The organism is Acidovorax sp. SUPP2539, assembly GCF_030158975.1.
GTDB lineage: Bacteria > Pseudomonadota > Gammaproteobacteria > Burkholderiales > Burkholderiaceae_C > Paracidovorax.
In genome coordinates, this window is the sequence record NZ_BQXJ01000003.1 from 436022 (window position 1) to 452314 (window position 16293).

The 16293-nt window shown below is 65.0% G+C and carries 18 protein-coding genes; 14 read left to right on the forward strand and 4 right to left on the reverse strand.

Annotated features, from left to right (window positions below; all coding sequences use genetic code 11):
- Nucleotides 1-25: 25 nt before the first annotated feature.
- Together yaaA and AVTE2539_RS13275 are read right to left on the reverse strand one after the other, a co-directional pair.
- Nucleotides 26-802, reverse strand: coding sequence for a peroxide stress protein YaaA (gene yaaA, locus AVTE2539_RS13270; RefSeq protein ID WP_284411248.1), 777 nt, complete (start codon nt 800-802; stop codon nt 26-28).
- 112 nt (nt 803-914) lie between these two features.
- The gene (locus AVTE2539_RS13275) at nt 915-4166 is read right to left on the reverse strand and encodes an Rne/Rng family ribonuclease (protein WP_284411249.1); all 3252 of its coding nucleotides are present in this window, start codon (nt 4164-4166) and stop codon (nt 915-917) included.
- On the opposite strand from AVTE2539_RS13275, the gene AVTE2539_RS13280 reads away from it, so the two are divergent.
- The 5 genes from AVTE2539_RS13280 to AVTE2539_RS13300 all read left to right on the forward strand — a co-directional run bounded on the left by AVTE2539_RS13280 (nt 4150) and on the right by AVTE2539_RS13300 (nt 7889).
- Nucleotides 4150-4338, forward strand: coding sequence for a hypothetical protein (locus tag AVTE2539_RS13280; RefSeq protein ID WP_272567848.1), 189 nt, complete (start codon nt 4150-4152; stop codon nt 4336-4338). The genes AVTE2539_RS13275 and AVTE2539_RS13280 overlap by 17 nt on opposite strands.
- A 407-nt stretch (nt 4339-4745) precedes the next feature.
- Complete coding sequence (locus AVTE2539_RS13285) at nt 4746-5759, forward strand: RluA family pseudouridine synthase (protein ID WP_284411250.1); 1014 nt, start codon at nt 4746-4748, stop codon at nt 5757-5759.
- Between the two features lie 5 nt (nt 5760-5764).
- Nucleotides 5765-6433, forward strand: coding sequence for an HAD family hydrolase (locus AVTE2539_RS13290; RefSeq protein ID WP_284407057.1), 669 nt, complete (start codon nt 5765-5767; stop codon nt 6431-6433).
- A 40-nt stretch (nt 6434-6473) separates the two neighbouring features.
- Nucleotides 6474-6848, forward strand: a complete 375-nt coding sequence (locus AVTE2539_RS13295) for a Rieske (2Fe-2S) protein (protein ID WP_284411251.1) — start codon at nt 6474-6476, stop codon at nt 6846-6848.
- Nucleotides 6849-6851: 3 nt separating this feature from the next.
- On the forward strand, nt 6852-7889 hold the full coding sequence (locus AVTE2539_RS13300; RefSeq protein WP_284411252.1) for a S49 family peptidase: 1038 nt from the start codon (nt 6852-6854) through the stop codon (nt 7887-7889).
- Nucleotides 7890-7981: 92 nt separating this feature from the next.
- Here AVTE2539_RS13300 and AVTE2539_RS13305 read toward each other — a convergent pair whose 3' ends face one another.
- Together AVTE2539_RS13305 and AVTE2539_RS13310 are read right to left on the reverse strand one after the other, a co-directional pair.
- On the reverse strand, nt 7982-8761 hold the full coding sequence (locus AVTE2539_RS13305) for an SAM-dependent methyltransferase (protein WP_284411254.1): 780 nt from the start codon (nt 8759-8761) through the stop codon (nt 7982-7984).
- Entirely contained in the window at nt 8758-9357 is a 600-nt protein-coding gene (locus tag AVTE2539_RS13310) for a Maf family nucleotide pyrophosphatase (RefSeq protein ID WP_284411256.1), read from the reverse strand. The genes AVTE2539_RS13305 and AVTE2539_RS13310 overlap by 4 nt, the downstream gene beginning before the upstream one ends.
- 25 nt (nt 9358-9382) lie before the next feature.
- On the opposite strand from AVTE2539_RS13310, the gene AVTE2539_RS13315 reads away from it, so the two are divergent.
- The 9 genes from AVTE2539_RS13315 (at nt 9383) to AVTE2539_RS13355 (ending at nt 16292) form a co-directional block, all read left to right on the forward strand.
- Nucleotides 9383-9934, forward strand: coding sequence for a YceD family protein (locus AVTE2539_RS13315; protein WP_272567859.1), 552 nt, complete (start codon nt 9383-9385; stop codon nt 9932-9934).
- Between the two features lie 98 nt (nt 9935-10032).
- A complete protein-coding gene (rpmF, locus tag AVTE2539_RS13320; RefSeq protein ID WP_092744121.1) occupies nt 10033-10215 on the forward strand; it encodes a 50S ribosomal protein L32 in 183 nt (60 codons plus the stop codon).
- Between the two features lie 108 nt (nt 10216-10323).
- Nucleotides 10324-11376: a phosphate acyltransferase PlsX gene (plsX, locus tag AVTE2539_RS13325; RefSeq protein ID WP_284411258.1), complete on the forward strand. Its 1053-nt coding sequence runs from the start codon at nt 10324-10326 to the stop codon at nt 11374-11376.
- A complete protein-coding gene (locus tag AVTE2539_RS13330) occupies nt 11376-12353 on the forward strand; it encodes a beta-ketoacyl-ACP synthase III (RefSeq protein ID WP_272567863.1) in 978 nt (325 codons plus the stop codon). Before plsX ends, AVTE2539_RS13330 begins: the two co-directional genes overlap by 1 nt.
- A gap of 50 nt (nt 12354-12403) precedes the next feature.
- A complete protein-coding gene (gene fabD, locus AVTE2539_RS13335) occupies nt 12404-13363 on the forward strand; it encodes an ACP S-malonyltransferase (protein WP_284407052.1) in 960 nt (319 codons plus the stop codon).
- Nucleotides 13360-14112 (forward strand): 3-oxoacyl-ACP reductase FabG, encoded by a 753-nt coding sequence (fabG, locus tag AVTE2539_RS13340; protein WP_284411260.1) that lies wholly within the window; start codon nt 13360-13362, stop codon nt 14110-14112. Before fabD ends, fabG begins: the two co-directional genes overlap by 4 nt.
- A 103-nt stretch (nt 14113-14215) precedes the next feature.
- A complete protein-coding gene (acpP, locus tag AVTE2539_RS13345) occupies nt 14216-14455 on the forward strand; it encodes an acyl carrier protein (protein WP_003058049.1) in 240 nt (79 codons plus the stop codon).
- Nucleotides 14456-14495: 40 nt separating this feature from the next.
- Nucleotides 14496-15740 (forward strand): beta-ketoacyl-ACP synthase II, encoded by a 1245-nt coding sequence (gene fabF, locus AVTE2539_RS13350; RefSeq protein ID WP_284411262.1) that lies wholly within the window; start codon nt 14496-14498, stop codon nt 15738-15740.
- Between the two features lie 126 nt (nt 15741-15866).
- Nucleotides 15867-16292 carry a hypothetical protein gene (locus tag AVTE2539_RS13355; RefSeq protein WP_284411264.1) on the forward strand — a complete coding sequence of 142 codons (426 nt, stop codon included), beginning with the start codon at nt 15867-15869 and terminating at the stop codon, nt 16290-16292.
- The last annotated feature ends 1 nt before the right edge of the window (nt 16293 follow it).

A 16293-nucleotide genomic window follows, 5' to 3' on the forward strand; every position in this document is an offset into this window, starting at 1 on the left:
CCGGGAGGCGCGGGGCCATCCGCCCTCAGGCGGCCTTGCGGCGGAACACGAGCCGTTCCGGCGTGGAGGCGGCACTGGCGAAAGCATAGCCTTCCAGGTCAAAACCCTCGAGCTGGCGCGGTGTGGCCACCTGGTGCCGGATGGCATGGCGCGCCATGAGCCCGCGCGCCCGCTTGGCGTGGAAGCTGATGATCTTGTAGGCCCCGCCTTTCCAGTCCTCGAACACGCACTCGATGACGCGCGCCTTCAGCACCTTGCGGTCCACCGACTTGAAGTATTCCTGCGACGCCAGGTTAACGACCACCGGCGTGGCGTCGGCCGCCAGTTGCCGGTTGAGGTGCTCCGCAATCGACGCGCCCCAGAACTGGTACAGGTTGGCGCCTGCATCGGTGACGAGCCGGGTGCCCATTTCCAGGCGGTAGGGCTGCATGCGGTCCAGCGGGCGCAGCACGCCGTACAGGCCGCTCAGGATGGCGACATGGCGCTGGGCCCAGTCCAGCTCGGCCAGCGTGAGCGAGCGGGCCTGCAGGCCTTCGTACACATCGCCGTTGAAGGCCAGCACGGCCTGGCGCGCATTGGCCGCGGTGAACTTCGGCCGCCATGCGGCATACCGCGCCACGTTCAGCGCGGCCAGCGGATCGCTGATGCCCATCAGGGCGGCAACGTCCTGCGGCGACTTCTGCCGCAGCACTTCGATGAGCCGGGTGGACTGGGGGACGAACTGCGGCAGAGTGTGCCCGACGCCTTCGGGCAGGGGCGTGTCGTAGTCCAGGGATTTGGCGGGAGACAGCAGGAACAGCATGGGAGTCGCGATGGTCCGGTGACCTCGGAGGGGAAGCGGAAAGCCCGGCAGGGGCTTTCCGGCAAAGACGACAACCGGCCCGGGCGTTGCACCGCGGGCCGGCGGCGCCGCATCAGGCGGCGGGCGGCTGCTCGAACGGCAGCGTCAGGTCGCGCAGGTCGCGGCGCGTTTCCACCAGCACCAGCGGGCCTTCATCGATCGCCACCACCGGGGGGCGTTCGCGCGGCACGTGGACCGGGCGCGGTTCGGCCGCAATGGCGGCCTGCGCGGCGGCGATCTTCTCCGCATCGGAGTTGACCCACTGCAGGCCCGAGGTCTGGGCGACTTGGTTCAGCTCGTCCACCGGCAGGGTGAATGCCTGCACCCGTGGCATGGCGCCATTGGGCTGGGCAGGGGCTGCGGCTTGGGCTGGAGCGGCGGCAGCAGGCTGCACCACGGGGGCCGGCACGGGCGTTGGCGCCACCGGAGCCACTGGGGCCGCCGTGGAGACCACCGGCGCGACCGGGGCCGCGACCGGAGCGGGTGCCGACACAGGACGCGGGGCGACCGGCGCAGGGGCCACCGGCTCCAAGGCAGGCGCGCTGGGCACCGCCGATTCCACGGGCGCATCGGTGGCTGGTGCGGCAACGGGCTCGTGGGCCTGTGGCGCGGCGGCGGCGGACGCGTTGAAGTAGCTGCGGCGTGCGGGTTCCTGCGAGGCTTCGGCGGGCGCGCTGTCGGTAGGGGCCGTCGCGCTGACATCGAAGTCCATCAGGTTGCCCGCGGGCTGCTCCTGCTCCGCACCGTTTTCACGCGGAGCCCGCTCGCCGCGCTCGCGGCGATCACGGCCGTAACGGTCGCGCGACCGGCGTTCACGGCGCTCATCGCCCCCGGCGGTGGGCGCGGCCGGGGCGGCGTCGTTGCCGGTCAGGTCCAGGTCGGGCAGGGACGCCATGGGGGACGTGTCCACGAAGTCCGCCACGGGGCCCTGGCCTGCGCCGGCGGCCTCGTCGACGCGGGGAGCGCGTTCACCACGCCCGCCACGCTCGCCGCGGCCACCGCGCTCGCCGCGTTCGCGGCGGGGGCCGCGCTCGCTGCGTGCGGCTTCCACGGGTTCACCGGCACCGTCCAGGGTGACCGAAGCGGTCGCGGGCAGCGCTGCGCCGGTTTCGGCGTTCAGCGGGGACTGGCGGGGTTCGCCGTCCCGGCCGCGGCCGCGGCCTTCGCGTGGCTCGCGGGGTTCACGGCCTTCACGGGGCTCGCGCCCGCCATTGCGGGGTTCGCCTTCCGGACGGCCCTCGCGGCCTTCCCGGCCACCGCGTGCTTCACCGTCGCGGGGGCCGCGGCCGTTGCCGTTCCCGTTGCGTGGGGCTTCGCCCTCCGGGCGCTCCGCACGGCCGTCACGGCCATCGCGGCGGCCACGGCCTTCGCCATTGCCTTCCCGTTGGCCGTCGCGCGAGCCATTGCGGTCGCTGCCGTTGCGTTCACCGCGGCGGCCGCGTTCGCCGCCACGGCCTTCACGCCGGCCTTCCCGTGCGGGTTCGGCCACCGGGGCCGGTGCCGGCGCTGCCACAGGCGCCGGAGCGCGTGGGGGCTCGCCGAAACCGAACAGGCTCTTGAGCCATGCGAAGAACCCTTGCTCCTGGGGCGCGGGCGCCACGGTCGGCGCGGGTGCCGGAGCCGGGGTGGCCGCCGCAGCCGCAGCGGCGGCCGCTGCCGCGGGTCGGCTGTGCGACGGGTTGCGGGCCGCGCCCTCCGGGCGGGGCTCGGCGATCGGCGCCGGCGCGTCGGGCAGCACGCCCTTGATCACCGGGGTCTGCTTGTTGGTGGGCTCCTGCGAGCGGCGCGTGACGGCGGTGGGGTCTTCCACTTCTTCGACGAGCTTGTAGCTGGCGTCGATGTGGTCCAGGCGCGGGTCGTCGTGCTTGAGGCGCTCGAGCTTGTAGTTCGGCGTCTCCAGGGTCTTGTTGGGCACCATCAGCACGGTCACGCGCTGCTTGAGTTCGATCTTGGCGATCTCGGGGCGCTTTTCGTTGAGCAGGAACGAGGCCACTTCCACCGGCACCTGGCAGTGCACGGCGGCCGTGTTGTCCTTCATGGACTCTTCCTGGATGATCCGCAGGATCTGCAGCGCCGAAGATTCGGTGTCGCGGATGTGGCCCGAGCCGCCGCAACGGGGGCAGGGGATGGAGGAGCCTTCGCTCAGCGCGGGCTTGAGGCGCTGGCGGCTCATCTCCATCAGGCCGAACTTGCTGATCGTGCCGAACTGCACGCGGGCGCGGTCCTGGCGCAGGGCGTCGCGCAGCCGGTTTTCCACTTCGCGGCGGTTCTTCGACTCTTCCATGTCGATGAAGTCGATCACGATCAGGCCGCCCAGGTCGCGCAGGCGCATCTGGCGGGCCACTTCGTCGGCGGCCTCCAGGTTGGTGCGGGTGGCGGTTTCCTCGATGTCGCCGCCCTTGATGGCGCGGGCGGAATTCACGTCCACGCTCACCAGCGCTTCGGTGTGGTCGATCACGATGGCGCCGCCGGAGGGCAGGGTCACGGTGCGTGCGTAGGCCGACTCGATCTGGTGCTCGATCTGGAAGCGGCTGAACAGCGCGGCGTCGTCGCGGTAGCGCTTGACCTTGCCGGCATGCTCGGGCATCACGTGCGCCATGAACTGGTGCGCCTGCTCGTAGATGTCGTCCGTGTCGATGAGGATGTCGCCGATATCGCCGTTGAAATAGTCACGGATCGCGCGGATCACCAGGCTCGACTCTTGGTAGATCAGGAAGGCGCCCTTGCCCCCCTTGGCCGCGCCGTCGATGGCGGTCCAGAGCTTGAGCAGGTAGTTCAGGTCCCACTGCAGTTCGGGCGCCGTGCGGCCGATGCCGGCGGTGCGCGCGATGATGCTCATGCCCTTGGGGTATTCGAGCTGGTCCATCGCCTCCTTGAGCTCGGCCCGGTCTTCGCCCTCGATGCGGCGCGACACGCCGCCACCGCGCGGGTTGTTGGGCATCAGCACCACATAGCGGCCGGCCAGCGACACGAAGGTGGTCAGGGCTGCGCCCTTGTTGCCGCGCTCTTCCTTCTCGACCTGCACCAGCAGTTCCTGGCCTTCGCGGATCACGTCGTTGATGCGCGCCTGGCTGACCGAGACGCCTTCGGCGAAGTACTGGCGGGAGATTTCCTTGAAGGGCAGGAAGCCGTGGCGGTCTTCGCCGTAGTCGACGAAACAGGCTTCCAGCGAGGGCTCGACGCGGGTGACGACGGCCTTGTAGATGTTGCCCTTGCGCTGCTCGCGCCCTTCGATCTCGATTTCGTAGTCGAGCAGCTTCTGGCCGTCGACGATGGCCAGGCGGCGTTCTTCGGGCTGCGTGGCGTTGATGAGCATCCGCTTCATGATGGGATTCCTTTTCGTTGTCGGCCGGGCGGCGCGCAGCGAAAAAGCTGCATCGGCGCGCGTCCCGACCATTCAAACCAATGACACAGGCTCTTCAGGAGCCATGGATGCCAGGGCCGACGCGTTGAAACGAAGGGAATTGCCGCAAAGCCACGCGGCTGCGAAGCACTAGCTTCGCAGTCGTGGCGGGGGCGCGTGGATGGGGGCGAGGGGAAATGTGTGCAGCGTTGCCATGAAAGACTTGGCTGATGGCGCGGGCTGCACGGGCGATGCCGGCGATTGCGGAGCCCATGCCGAAGGCAGGCGCCTTCGCCAAAGGGTCACAATCCATGCCAACAATGCCCACATGTTTTCGCTTTGATCCGCCCGCAGAACCTGCCTGTTGGGCGGCCTGCGGACTGGGGATTCCGGTTTCGGTGTTTCAATTTGTCAGCCGGCCGCGCGGCGTGGGAGCCACCACAGGCATCTGGCCTGCAATCTGCGCACACGACACCCGTTGGCATCGACCTGCCTGCGCGGCTTGCAAGGTTGCGTGGACTAAACTCCAGACAAATCAACCACTTACAGAACATCGCGCAGGTGAAACACATTATAGGGGGCAAACCGGCGACGGACCGTGCCCCAAACCCCGCCCCCGCTGCAGCCCGCATCGTCGAAGTCGACGAGGACTCTGCCGGCCAAAGGCTCGATAACTTTCTGATACGCCATCTGAAGGGCGTCCCCAAAACGCACGTGTACCGCATCATCCGCAGCGGCGAAGTGCGCATCAACAAGGGCCGCGCCAGCGCGGACACCCGGGTCGCCGCGGGCGATCAGGTGCGCCTGCCGCCCGTGCGCATTTCGGACAAGGTGGCCGAGAAGGCCGAGCGCCCGGCGCCGGCCCGCGAATTCCCCATCCTGCTGGAGGACGACCACCTGATCGCCATCGACAAGCCCGCGGGCGTGGCGGTGCATGGCGGCAGTGGCGTGAGCTTCGGCGTCATCGAGCAGTTGCGGCAGGCCCGTCCCCAGGCGAAGTTCCTGGAACTCGTGCACCGGCTGGACCGGGAAACCTCGGGCATCCTCCTCGTGGCCAAGAAGCGTTCCGCGCTCACGCACCTGCAGGACCAGTTCCGGGAGCGGGAGACCGGCAAGACCTACCTGGCCCTGGTGCCCGGCACCTGGGCGGCCAACAAGAAAGTGATCGACACGCCCTTGCACAAGTACCTGCAGGCCGATGGCGAGCGGCGGGTGCGGGTGACCACGCCGGAAGACCCGGACGGCATGCGCTCCATCACCCTCGTGAAAGTGCGCAGCCACCTGCCGGCGCGCGCGGCCGAGGGGCTGCCGGCCATGAGTCTGCTGGAAGTCACCATCAAGACCGGTCGCACCCACCAGATCCGCGTGCACCTGGCCAGCCAGGGCCATGCGATCGCGGGCGACGACAAATACGGCGACTTCGAACTCAACAAGCGGCTGCACAAGCACGGCCTCAAGCGCATGTTCCTGCATGCGTGGCGGTTACAGTTCTCCCATCCCTCCCACGGCGAGCGCATCGAACTGCGCGCAGATTTGCCGCCTGACCTGGCGCAATTCACCGCCGCCATTGCCTGAACACCATGCCCACGACTCCACGCCGCCGCTTCGACCTCATCGCTTTCGATTGGGACGGCACCCTCTACGACTCCACCGCTATCATCGTGCGCTGCATTCAGGACTCCGTGCGCGATGTCGGTGGCACGGTGCCGACCGATCAGGCTGCGGCCTGGGTGATCGGCATGGGCCTCATGCAGGCGCTGACCCACGCCGCACCCGATGTGCCACCGGAAAAACACGCCGAACTGGGCAACCGCTACCGTTATCACTACCTCAAGCATCAGGACGATCTAAGCCTGTTTTCCGGCGTGTTGCCCATGCTGGAAGACCTGCGCGCCCGGGGCCACCTGCTGGCGGTGGCGACAGGCAAGAGCCGGCGCGGCCTGGACGAGGTGCTGCACACGGTGGCGCTGCGGGGCATGTTCGATGGTTCCCGCACGGCCGACGAAACCGCCGGCAAGCCACACCCGCTCATGCTCCAGGAGTTGATGGCCGAATTCGATGTGGCGCCGGAGCGCGTGTTGATGATTGGCGACACCACCCACGACCTGCAGATGGCCCTGTCGGCCGGGTGCTCCAGCGTGGGGGTGAGCTACGGAGCGCACGAGCCGGGCGAGTTCGAAAGCCTCCAACCCCTGGCCGTGATGCATTCCGTGCCGGAACTGCACGCCTGGCTTTTGCGGCACGCCTGACGCTGCCGCTGCACGCCACAGCCCATCGCCGGTCGTTGCCATGGCCTCTTCCTCGCAACCCATCGACCTTTGCCCCAGCGCCGATCTGGTGGACGGAGGGCAGGCCGTTGCCTTCGACGTCCTGTATGCCGGCCAGGCCTGCCGCGCCTTTGCCGTGCGCTTCGAAGGCCGGCCCCATGCCTATCTGAACCGGTGCACGCACGTGCCGATGGAGATGGATTACCAGCCGGACCGCTTCTTCGACGACACCGGCCAGTGGCTGCTGTGCGCCACGCACGGCGCCGCCTATCGGCCCGACACGGGCGCCTGCGCAGGTGGCCCGTGCCGCGGTGGCCTGGTGAAGATCCAACTCTCCGAAGGCCAGGGCGTAGTGCGCTGGCATACTGACTCCCACTTGCAACCTGTCGAATTCTGACAAATGACCGAACCGACCCGGCCCGAACCCTCTGGTTCTGGGCAGACCCCCCCGCCAGCGCCCGACCTGTGGGCGCAGACTGCTACTGAAAAAGAAGCAAAAGACCCTGCGAGAGCGCCAGGCTGGGAGCGTGACGTGTTGGAAAAGCTGGTGTTCGCGACCTTGTCCGAGCAGCGCTCCGCACGCCGCTGGCGCATTTTTACCCGGTTGGCGTGGCTGGTCTTCCTGATTGCCGTGGCCTGGGTGTTGCTGGCGCGCGACGCTACCAGCACGAGCAAGAGCACGCCCCACACGGCGGTGGTGGACATCAAGGGCGAGATCGCCGCGGGGGCCGAAGCCAGCGCCGAGTTCGTGGTGGCCGCCATGCGCAGTGCCTTCGAAGACTCCGGATCGCAGGCCGTGGTGCTGCTCATCAACTCGCCGGGCGGCAGCCCGGTGCAGGCCGGCATCATCAATGACGAGATCATTCGCCTGAAGGCCAAGTACAACAAACCCGTCTACGCCGTGGTGGAAGAAACCTGCGCATCGGCGGCTTACTACATCGCCGCCGCCGCCGACGAGATCTACGTGGACAAGGCCAGCATCGTCGGCAGCATCGGTGTGCTGATGGATGGCTTCGGCTTCACCGGCACGATGGAAAAGCTGGGCGTGGAGCGTCGCCTGCTGACGGCAGGCGAGAACAAGGGCTTCCTCGACCCGTTCAGCCCGCAGACCGAAAAGCAGCGCGCCTATGCGCAGGCCATGCTGGACCAGATCCACCAGCAGTTCATCCATGTGGTCAAGGAAGGGCGCGGCGATCGGCTCAAGCCCACGGCCGACACCTTCAGCGGTCTGTTCTGGACTGGCCAGCAGGCGGTGGAGATGGGGTTGGCCGACCACCTGGGCAACCTCGACTATGTGGCACGCGAGGTCGTCAAGGCGGAAGACATCATCGACTACACCCGCCGCGACAACGTCGCCGAGCGGCTGGTCAAGAAATTCGGCGCAGCCATGGGACAGACGGCCGTGCAGGCCATCAAGGGCGCACCGACCATCCGCTGAGGCCTCGCCATCCGGGGGCTGCCGCCGGCCCGGGCTCGGTGCCCGGTGGTCCGGATCAGTGGCTGGAATCCCTGAGATCTGTTGATCGGGCCCTAACGCCCGATGGCAAAGACGGCCGGTATCCGGTTATCGGGCACTTCAATTTGCTGCCGCCATTGGCGCACGAGCCGGCTTGCCGTGCGCGCCTGCGGCAGTGTGAGCCCGCTGGCAATCGCCAGCCGGGTATTGGGCTGCAAGGTTTGCACCAGGGCCTGCCACAGCGCGGCGTTGCGGTAGGGGGTCTCGATGAACAGTTGCGTTTGCCCTTGCTTGAGCGCCAGGGCCTCCAGTTCGCGGATGCGCTGGGTGCGCTGGGCCGGATCCTGCGGCAGATAGCCTGCAAAAGCAAAACCCTGTCCATTGAGACCGCTCGACGCCAGCGCCAGCAAGAGCGAAACGGGGCCCACCAGTGGCACCACCCTCAGCCCGCAATCGTGTGCGGCACGCACCACCGAGCTGCCAGGGTCCGCCACCGCAGGCATGCCCGCCTCGCTCACCAGGCCCATGTCGTTGCCTGCCAAAGCGGGCGTCAGCAACGTGCGGGTATCAAAGGTCACATGGCCGTCTGCACCATGGTCGCCTTTCTTGTGCACTTCGCGCGGCAACTCGTCGATCTGCTGCGACTGCAGCGGCAGCTTCAATGGGAACAGCGTGTCGACGCGCTTGAGGTAGGCGCGGGTGCTCTTGGCGTTCTCGCAGATCCAGTGGGTGATTTGCGACGCCGCCTGCAATGTCGCGGCAGGCAGGGATTGGTCCAGGGGGGCTTGGATGTCGCAGCCGAAGTCGAGTGGTGCGGGCACCAGGTAGAGCGTGCCTGTCGATGTGGCTGTCATGGCAGCTCCATTCCAGCGGCGCGCAACATGCGGCAGGTCCGGATCAGTGGCAGGCCGATCAGCGCTGTCGGGTCATCGCTTTGGATGCTGTCGAGCAGGCTGATGCCCAATCCTTCGCTCTTGGCGCTGCCGGCGCAGTCGTATGGTTGCTCGGCGCGCAGGTAGCGCTCGATCTCCGCATCGGACAGGTCGCGGAAGCGAACCTCCACGGGGGCCAACTCCACCTTTTCAAACCCCGTGGCGGCGCAGACTACCGCCACCGCGGTCTGGAACACGACGCTGTGGCCCCGCATCTGTTGCAGTTGGGCGACCGCTTTCTCGTGCGTGCCGGGCTTGCCCACCGGTTGTCCCAAGAGATCCGCCACTTGATCGGAGCCGATCACCACGGCGTCCGGGTAGGCGGCAGAGACGGCGCGGGCCTTGGCCATGGCCAACCGCAAGGCGAGGGCGCTGGGCGCCTCGCCGGCGCGGGGCGTTTCGTCGACATCGGGCGCTGCGACATCGAAAGGCAGGCGCAGGCGGGAGAGCAGTTCGGCCCGATAACGGGAGGTCGAGCCCAGCACCAGACGGCGGGGCAGGGAAGGGGATTGAGGCATGCGCTGATTCTCTTACACTGCCGCCATGACCAAGGAATTCTCCCCTCAGCGCCTCGATGTCAAAGCCTTCGCGCAGGCGGGCGGTCACCTGTCCGGCCATGACTCCCTTTTGAAGTACGAACGCCTGGCCCAGGAAGCCAAAGGCCTGCACCCCGATCTCATGGTGGATTGGCAGGTCGACGGCGAAGTGCGCAGCACGCATGGTATCGGCGGACAGATCTGGCTGCGGCTCACGGTGAACGCAGCGCTTCCCATGACGTGCCAGCGCTGCCTCGGATCGGTGGATGTGCCGCTTCAGGTGCAGCGTGAGTTCCGCTTCGTGGCGGATGAGGCCACGGCGGAAGCGCTGGATGATGAGAGCGATGAAGACCTGCTGGCCTTGAGCCGCGAGTTCAATTTGCGTGAGTTGATCGAAGACGAGTTGCTCATGGCATTGCCCTTGGTACCGCGGCACGACGAATGCCCGGCCCCCGTGCCGATGGAATCCAGCGACGAGGATTTCGAAGAGGCCAGCGCGCAAAAGCCCAACCCTTTCGCGGCACTGGCCGCCTTGCGAAAAGACAAAGCGGAAGACTGAAAACCGTTTGGGCTATAATCGAGGGCTTCGCGCGAATCCCCTCGTGTCTTTATGGGCTGATCGCGTTTTTACCAACCCTTCAAGACTCAGGAGCCACCATGGCTGTTCAGCAAAACAAAAAATCCCCTTCCAAGCGCGGCATGCACCGTTCGCACAATGCTCTCAACGTGCCTGGCACGGCCGTCGAGCCCACCACCGGCGAAGCCCATCTGCGCCACCACATCAGCCCCAACGGTTTCTACCGTGGCCGCCAAGTGCTGAAGAACAAGTCTGAAGCCTGATTTAACTCGCGCGCCGAGGCCCGCTGCTACGAAATTGGTAGCGCGGGCCTTTGTTTTGTTCGCTGTATTTTCATTTCCGGTCGTTTTCTGCGGTCGGACAAGTCGCCCATGATCACACTGGCTGTTGACTGCATGGGGGGCGATCACGGCCCCCGCGTCACGCTAGCGGCGTGCCGCCAGTTCCTAGAAAACCATCCCGAAGCCCGTTTGCTCCTTGTCGGCCAGCCCGAAAGCCTCAAGGACTTCAGGCACGATCGGGCCGCTGTCACGCCTGCCAGCGAGGTCGTCACAATGGACGACCCAGTGGAGATTGCCTTGCGCCGTAAGAAGGATTCGTCCATGCGCGTTGCCATTCAGCAGGTCAAGGATGGGGCCGCGCAAGCCGCCATTTCTGCGGGCAACACGGGCGCTTTGATGGCCATCGCTCGCTATCTCCTCAAAACCCTGGACGGAATCGACCGCCCCGCGATTGCAACCCAGATACCCAATGCCAAGGGCGGTGCCACGACCGTGCTGGACTTGGGCGCCAACGTAGATTGCAGTGCCGAGCATCTGCTGCAATTTGCAGTGATGGGGTCGGCGCTGGTGTCTGCACTTCAAGAGGGTTCGGAGCCCACCGTCGGCCTGCTCAACATTGGCGAGGAAGCGATCAAGGGCAGTGAAGTGATCAAAAAAGCAGGCGAACTGTTGCGTACGGTGGGTAATTCTGGTGATCTTCGCTTTTTTGGTAATGTAGAAGGCAACGACATTTTCAAGGGCACGGTCGATATCGTGGTTTGTGACGGTTTTGTGGGGAATGTGGCGCTCAAGGCCAGCGAAGGTGTGGCTTCCATGATCGTCGGCGGACTCAAGCAGGAGTTCAAGCGCAATATCTTTACCAAACTGGCGGCAGTTGTGGCCTATCCGGTGCTATCTGCACTTATGAAGCGAATGGATCACCGTCGCTACAACGGAGCGGCATTGCTCGGGCTGCGCGGATTGGTGTTCAAGAGTCATGGATCGGCGGACGCCATGGCCTTCGAGCAGGCTTTGAACCGGGCGTATGATGCAGCCCGCAACAACCTGCTCGACCGCGTCCGGACGCGGGTGGCGCATGCTGCGCCCTTGCTGGCGCCATCGGATGCCCAGCCTGTCAACACCGCCGTCGGGTCCCCATATTGATGAGACGCTACTCCCGCATTACAGGCACTGGCAGCAGCCTTCCTCCTCGTCGTCTGACCAATGCCGACCTCGTGGCCGAGTTGGCTCAGCGCGGTGTGGAAACATCGGACGAGTGGATCGTCGAGCGCACCGGCATCCGGGCCCGCCACTTCGCGGAGCGCGATGTCTGCAGCAGCGATCTGGGGCTGGAGGCTTCTCGCAATGCGCTGGAGGCGGCGGGGGTTCAGCCGCAGGACATTGATCTGATCATCGTCGCCACGTCCACGCCGGACATGGTTTTCCCTTCGACGGCCTGCATCTTGCAAAACAAGCTGGGGGCCAATGGATGCCCGGCTTTCGATGTGCAGGCCGTCTGCAGTGGTTTCGTGTATGCGCTGACCGTTGCAGACGCCATGATCCAGTCCGGCAGCGCCCGCCGCGCCCTCGTCGTGGGTGCGGAGGTATTCAGCCGCATCCTCGATTTTGATGACCGCACCACCTGTGTGCTGTTTGGTGACGGCGCAGGCGCCGTGGTACTGGAAGCGTCGGAAACTCCTGGCATCCTGTCGAGCGATCTGCATGCCGATGGCCGGCATGTGGGCATTCTGTGTGTGCCGGGCAACGTCTATGGCGGGCAGATTCTGGGTGACCCATTGCTCAAGATGGATGGCCAGGCCGTTTTCAAGCTGGCTGTGGGTGTGCTGGAAAAAGCAGCCCGTGCTGCCCTGGAGAAGGCCGGCCTGACCGATGCGGACGTGGACTGGCTGATCCCTCACCAGGCCAACATCCGCATCATGCAAAGTACGGCGAAGAAGCTGGGCCTGTCGATGGACAAGGTGGTCGTCACCGTAGACCAACATGGCAACACTTCGGCGGCGTCGATTCCCCTGGCACTCGATCATGCGGTTCGCACCGGCCAGGCCAAGCCCGGACAGACGTTGCTTCTGGAGGGCGTGGGAGGCGGTTTTACATGGGGTGCGGTGCTCCTGAAGCTGTAGCTTGAAACGCTGAAAAATTAAGCGGTGAAGGCGGTTTTGACCATTCGTTTATGACGACCAAAAAATCTTTTGCATTTGTTTTTCCTGGCCAGGGCTCCCAGTCGGTCGGCATGCTGGATGCATGGGGTGACCACCCTGTGGTGGCGCAAACCCTCCAGGAGGCTTCCGACGCCCTGGGCGAAGACATCGCACGCTTGATTCATGAGGGCCCGAAAGAAGCGCTTTCGCTGACGACCAACACCCAGCCGGTCATGCTCGTCGCTGGCGTGGCCGCGTGGCGTGCGTGGATCTCGGAGGGCGGCGACGTCCCGGCTGCGGTGGCCGGCCACTCGCTCGGCGAATATTCGGCGTTGGTGGCTGCAGGGGTGCTGACGCTGGCGCAGGCCGCGCCGCTCGTGCGTCTGCGTGCTGCCGCCATGCAGGAAGCGGTTCCCGTCGGCGTGGGTGCGATGGCTGCCATTCTGGGCATGGATGCGCACAAAGTGATCGAAGGTTGCGCTGCGGCGGCGGCATCCTTCGGTGCGGATGGCGGCGAAGTGGTGGAGGCCGTGAATTTCAATGACCCCATCCAGACCGTGATTGCGGGCACGAAAGCCGGCGTCGACAAGGCGTGCGAACTGTTGAAGGCATCTGGCGCCAAGCGTGCGTTGCCCTTGCCGGTATCCGCTCCTTTTCACTCCAGCCTGATGAAGCCGGCGGCCGAGAAATTGCGGGAGGCCCTGTCGGCCCTGTCCTTGGCGGCCCCGCAGATTCCAGTCGTCAACAACGTGGATGTCGCGGTCCGGGAGGAGGCGGATGGCATCCGTGATGCGCTGTACCGTCAGGCCTTCGGTCCGGTGCGCTGGGTGGAGTGCGTGCAGGCGCTCAAAGCCCGCGGCGTGACGCATCTGGTGGAGTGCGGCCCTGGCAAGGTGCTGGCTGGCTTGGCGAAGCGCATCGACCCCGAACTGGTTGCTGCTTCTATTTATGACCCGGCCTCGCTGGCCGAAACACGAGCATTGTTGGCATGAGCGATACCCCTTCGTTGAATGAAAAGCCCCAGGTAGCGCTGGTCACTGGCGCATCGCGCGGTATCGGCGCTGCCATCGCGACCGTGTTGGCGGCCCGTGGTTATTTGGTGATCGGTACCGCGACGACGGATGAGGGTGCTCAGCGTATCTCTCAGGCCTTATCGTCCGGCGGCGGTCAGGGTGTGAATCTGAACGTCACGGATGTGGCGGCTGTCGATGCGTTGATCGACACCATCGTGAAGCAGCACGGCGGTTTGCATGTGCTGGTGAACAATGCCGGCATCACCCGCGACACGTTGTCCATGCGCATGAAGGACGACGACTGGGATGCGGTCATCGACACCAATCTGAAGGCCGTGTTCCAGGTGAGCCGCGCCGTCATTCGACCCATGATGAAACAGCGCTTCGGCCGCATCATCAACATCACCAGCGTGGTGGGTTCGGCAGGCAATCCAGGCCAGGCCAACTATGTGGCGGCGAAGGCGGGCGTGGCAGGCATGGCGCGTGCCCTTGCCCGTGAACTGGCCAGCCGGGGCATTACGGTGAACTGCGTGGCTCCTGGCTTCATCGCGACCGACATGACCGCGCAACTCCCTGCCGAGCAGCAGCAATCGCTGCAATCGCAGATTCCAATGGGCCACATGGGCCGCCCGGAAGACATTGCCCATGCGGTCGCCTATCTGGCATCGGCAGAGGCAGGCTATGTCACGGGCCAGGAGTTGCATGTCAATGGCGGCATGTACATGTAATTGAGCAAAGTTAGCGCCGATTCATCGCGACGGCGGGCTGGTAGGGGACTGATCCCGAAGCAGCTAGAATCGCGGATTCATTCACAACCCTCAAAGGGAAACCATGAGCGATATCGAAGCACGTGTCAAAAAGATCATTGCCGAACAACTCGGCGTTGAAGAATCGCAAGTCACCAACGAAAAGGCTTTCGTGGCCGACCTCGGCGCTGACTCGCTGGACACGGTGGAGCTGGTGATGGCGCTGGAAGACGAGTTCGGCATCGAGATTCCTGACGAAGATGCAGAGAAGATCACCACGGTGCAAAACGCCATCGACTACGCCAATACCCATCAGAAGGCCTGAGCGCCTTCAGTTCAGACAGATCCGTAGAAAGTCTTAGCGCATGAGCCGTCGTCGCGTCGTCGTGACCGGCCTGGGTTGCATCACCCCCGTCGGAAACACGGTGGCAGATGCCTGGGCCAACATCCTGGCCGGTCAATCCGGCATTGACCTCATCACCAAGTTCGATGCTTCGAACTTTGCCTGCAAGATCGCGGGCGAGGTCAAGGGATTCGATCTTGGCGCCTACATGAGCGCCAAGGATGCACGCACGATGGATACCTTCATCCATTACGGCATCGCTGCGGCGGATGAGGCGGTTCGTGATGCCGGCCTTCCAACCGGTGAGGCGCTGGACGAAGAACTGGCGACGCGTATCGGTTGCATCATCGGATCCGGGATCGGTGGTTTGCCGCTGATCGAAAACACCCATGCAGAACTGGAAAGCCGGGGTCCCCGCCGGATCACGCCTTTTTTCGTTCCCGCATCCATCATCAACATGGTGGCGGGGCATGTATCGATGCGCTTTGGTTTCAAAGGCCCGAACCTTTCCGTGGTGACGGCGTGTACGACGGGCCTGCATTGCATCGGCGAGGCGGCGCGCAAGATCGAGTACGGCGACGCCGATGTGGTGGTCGCTGGCGGCACGGAAGCCACGGTTTCTCCCCTGGGTGTGGGTGGCTTTGCGGCCATGCGCGCCTTGTCCACTCGCAACGATGATCCTAAGACTGCCTCCCGCCCATGGGACAAAGGCCGCGATGGCTTCGTATTGGGCGAGGGTGCAGGGGTGCTGGTGCTGGAAGAGTACGAACATGCCAAAGCCCGCGGCGCCAAAATCTACGCGGAACTGTCCGGCTATGGCATGAGCGCCGATGCAGGGCACATGACGGCGCCCAACATGGACGGTCCTCGCCGCGCCATGCAGGCCGCGCTGCGCAATGCCGGCGTCAACGCTGAGGATGTGGATTACCTCAATGCCCACGGCACTTCCACGCCATTGGGCGATTTGAACGAAACCCATGCGATCAAGGCCGCTTTGGGCGAGCATGCCAAAAAGACGGTGATCAGCTCGACGAAGTCGATGACCGGCCATTTGCTGGGCGGTGCAGGTGGGATCGAAAGCGTGTTCACCGTGATGGCGTTGCGTGAGCAGAAGGCGCCCCCGACCATCAACCTCTTCGAACAAGACCCGGAATGCGACCTGGACTACTGCGCCAATGTCGCCCGCGACATGAAGATGAACATCGCGGTGAAGAATAATTTTGGTTTTGGCGGCACCAACGGCACGCTGGTTTTCAAGCGCGTTTGACGGGGTGGTCAGACCGCTGCACGGCGTCAGTCGGTCACCTGTGATGGCATGGGCGTGGTGATGGCTCGCTCTGCCAAGTCCCTTCATGCCCCAGCGACCCGCCATGAGGTGGCAAGGAGCCGCCGGTTGGGCTGGTTCATTGCGGGTGTGCTGTTTGCGGGCCTTGGTGGCTTTGTGGTGTGGATCACGCATTCTGCGGGAAGTGACCTAGTTCGAAGCGCTGTGTTTTTCGTCCTTTGGGTCACGTCCGCCGGACTGTCTTGGCGCTTTTGGTTCCGTCTGCCTGAAGGTGTCCTGTACTGGGATGGCTTGCATTGGTCGTTGAATCAAGGTGCAGGAGTACCGGTTGCAGGTGAATTGGTGGTCCATGCGGATTTCCAGTCCTTTCTCTTGCTGCAACTGCATGGTGTTGATGGCCGAACCCGCTGGCTGTGCCTCGAGCGTGTGGGGCCACGGGAGGCCTGGGCAGCGCTACGCCGTGCGGTATATTCGCGCCCCAAGCCAGAGCCCCGTGCCGACGGCATGTTCTCTGTCCGGCGCGGCGACGCGTGAG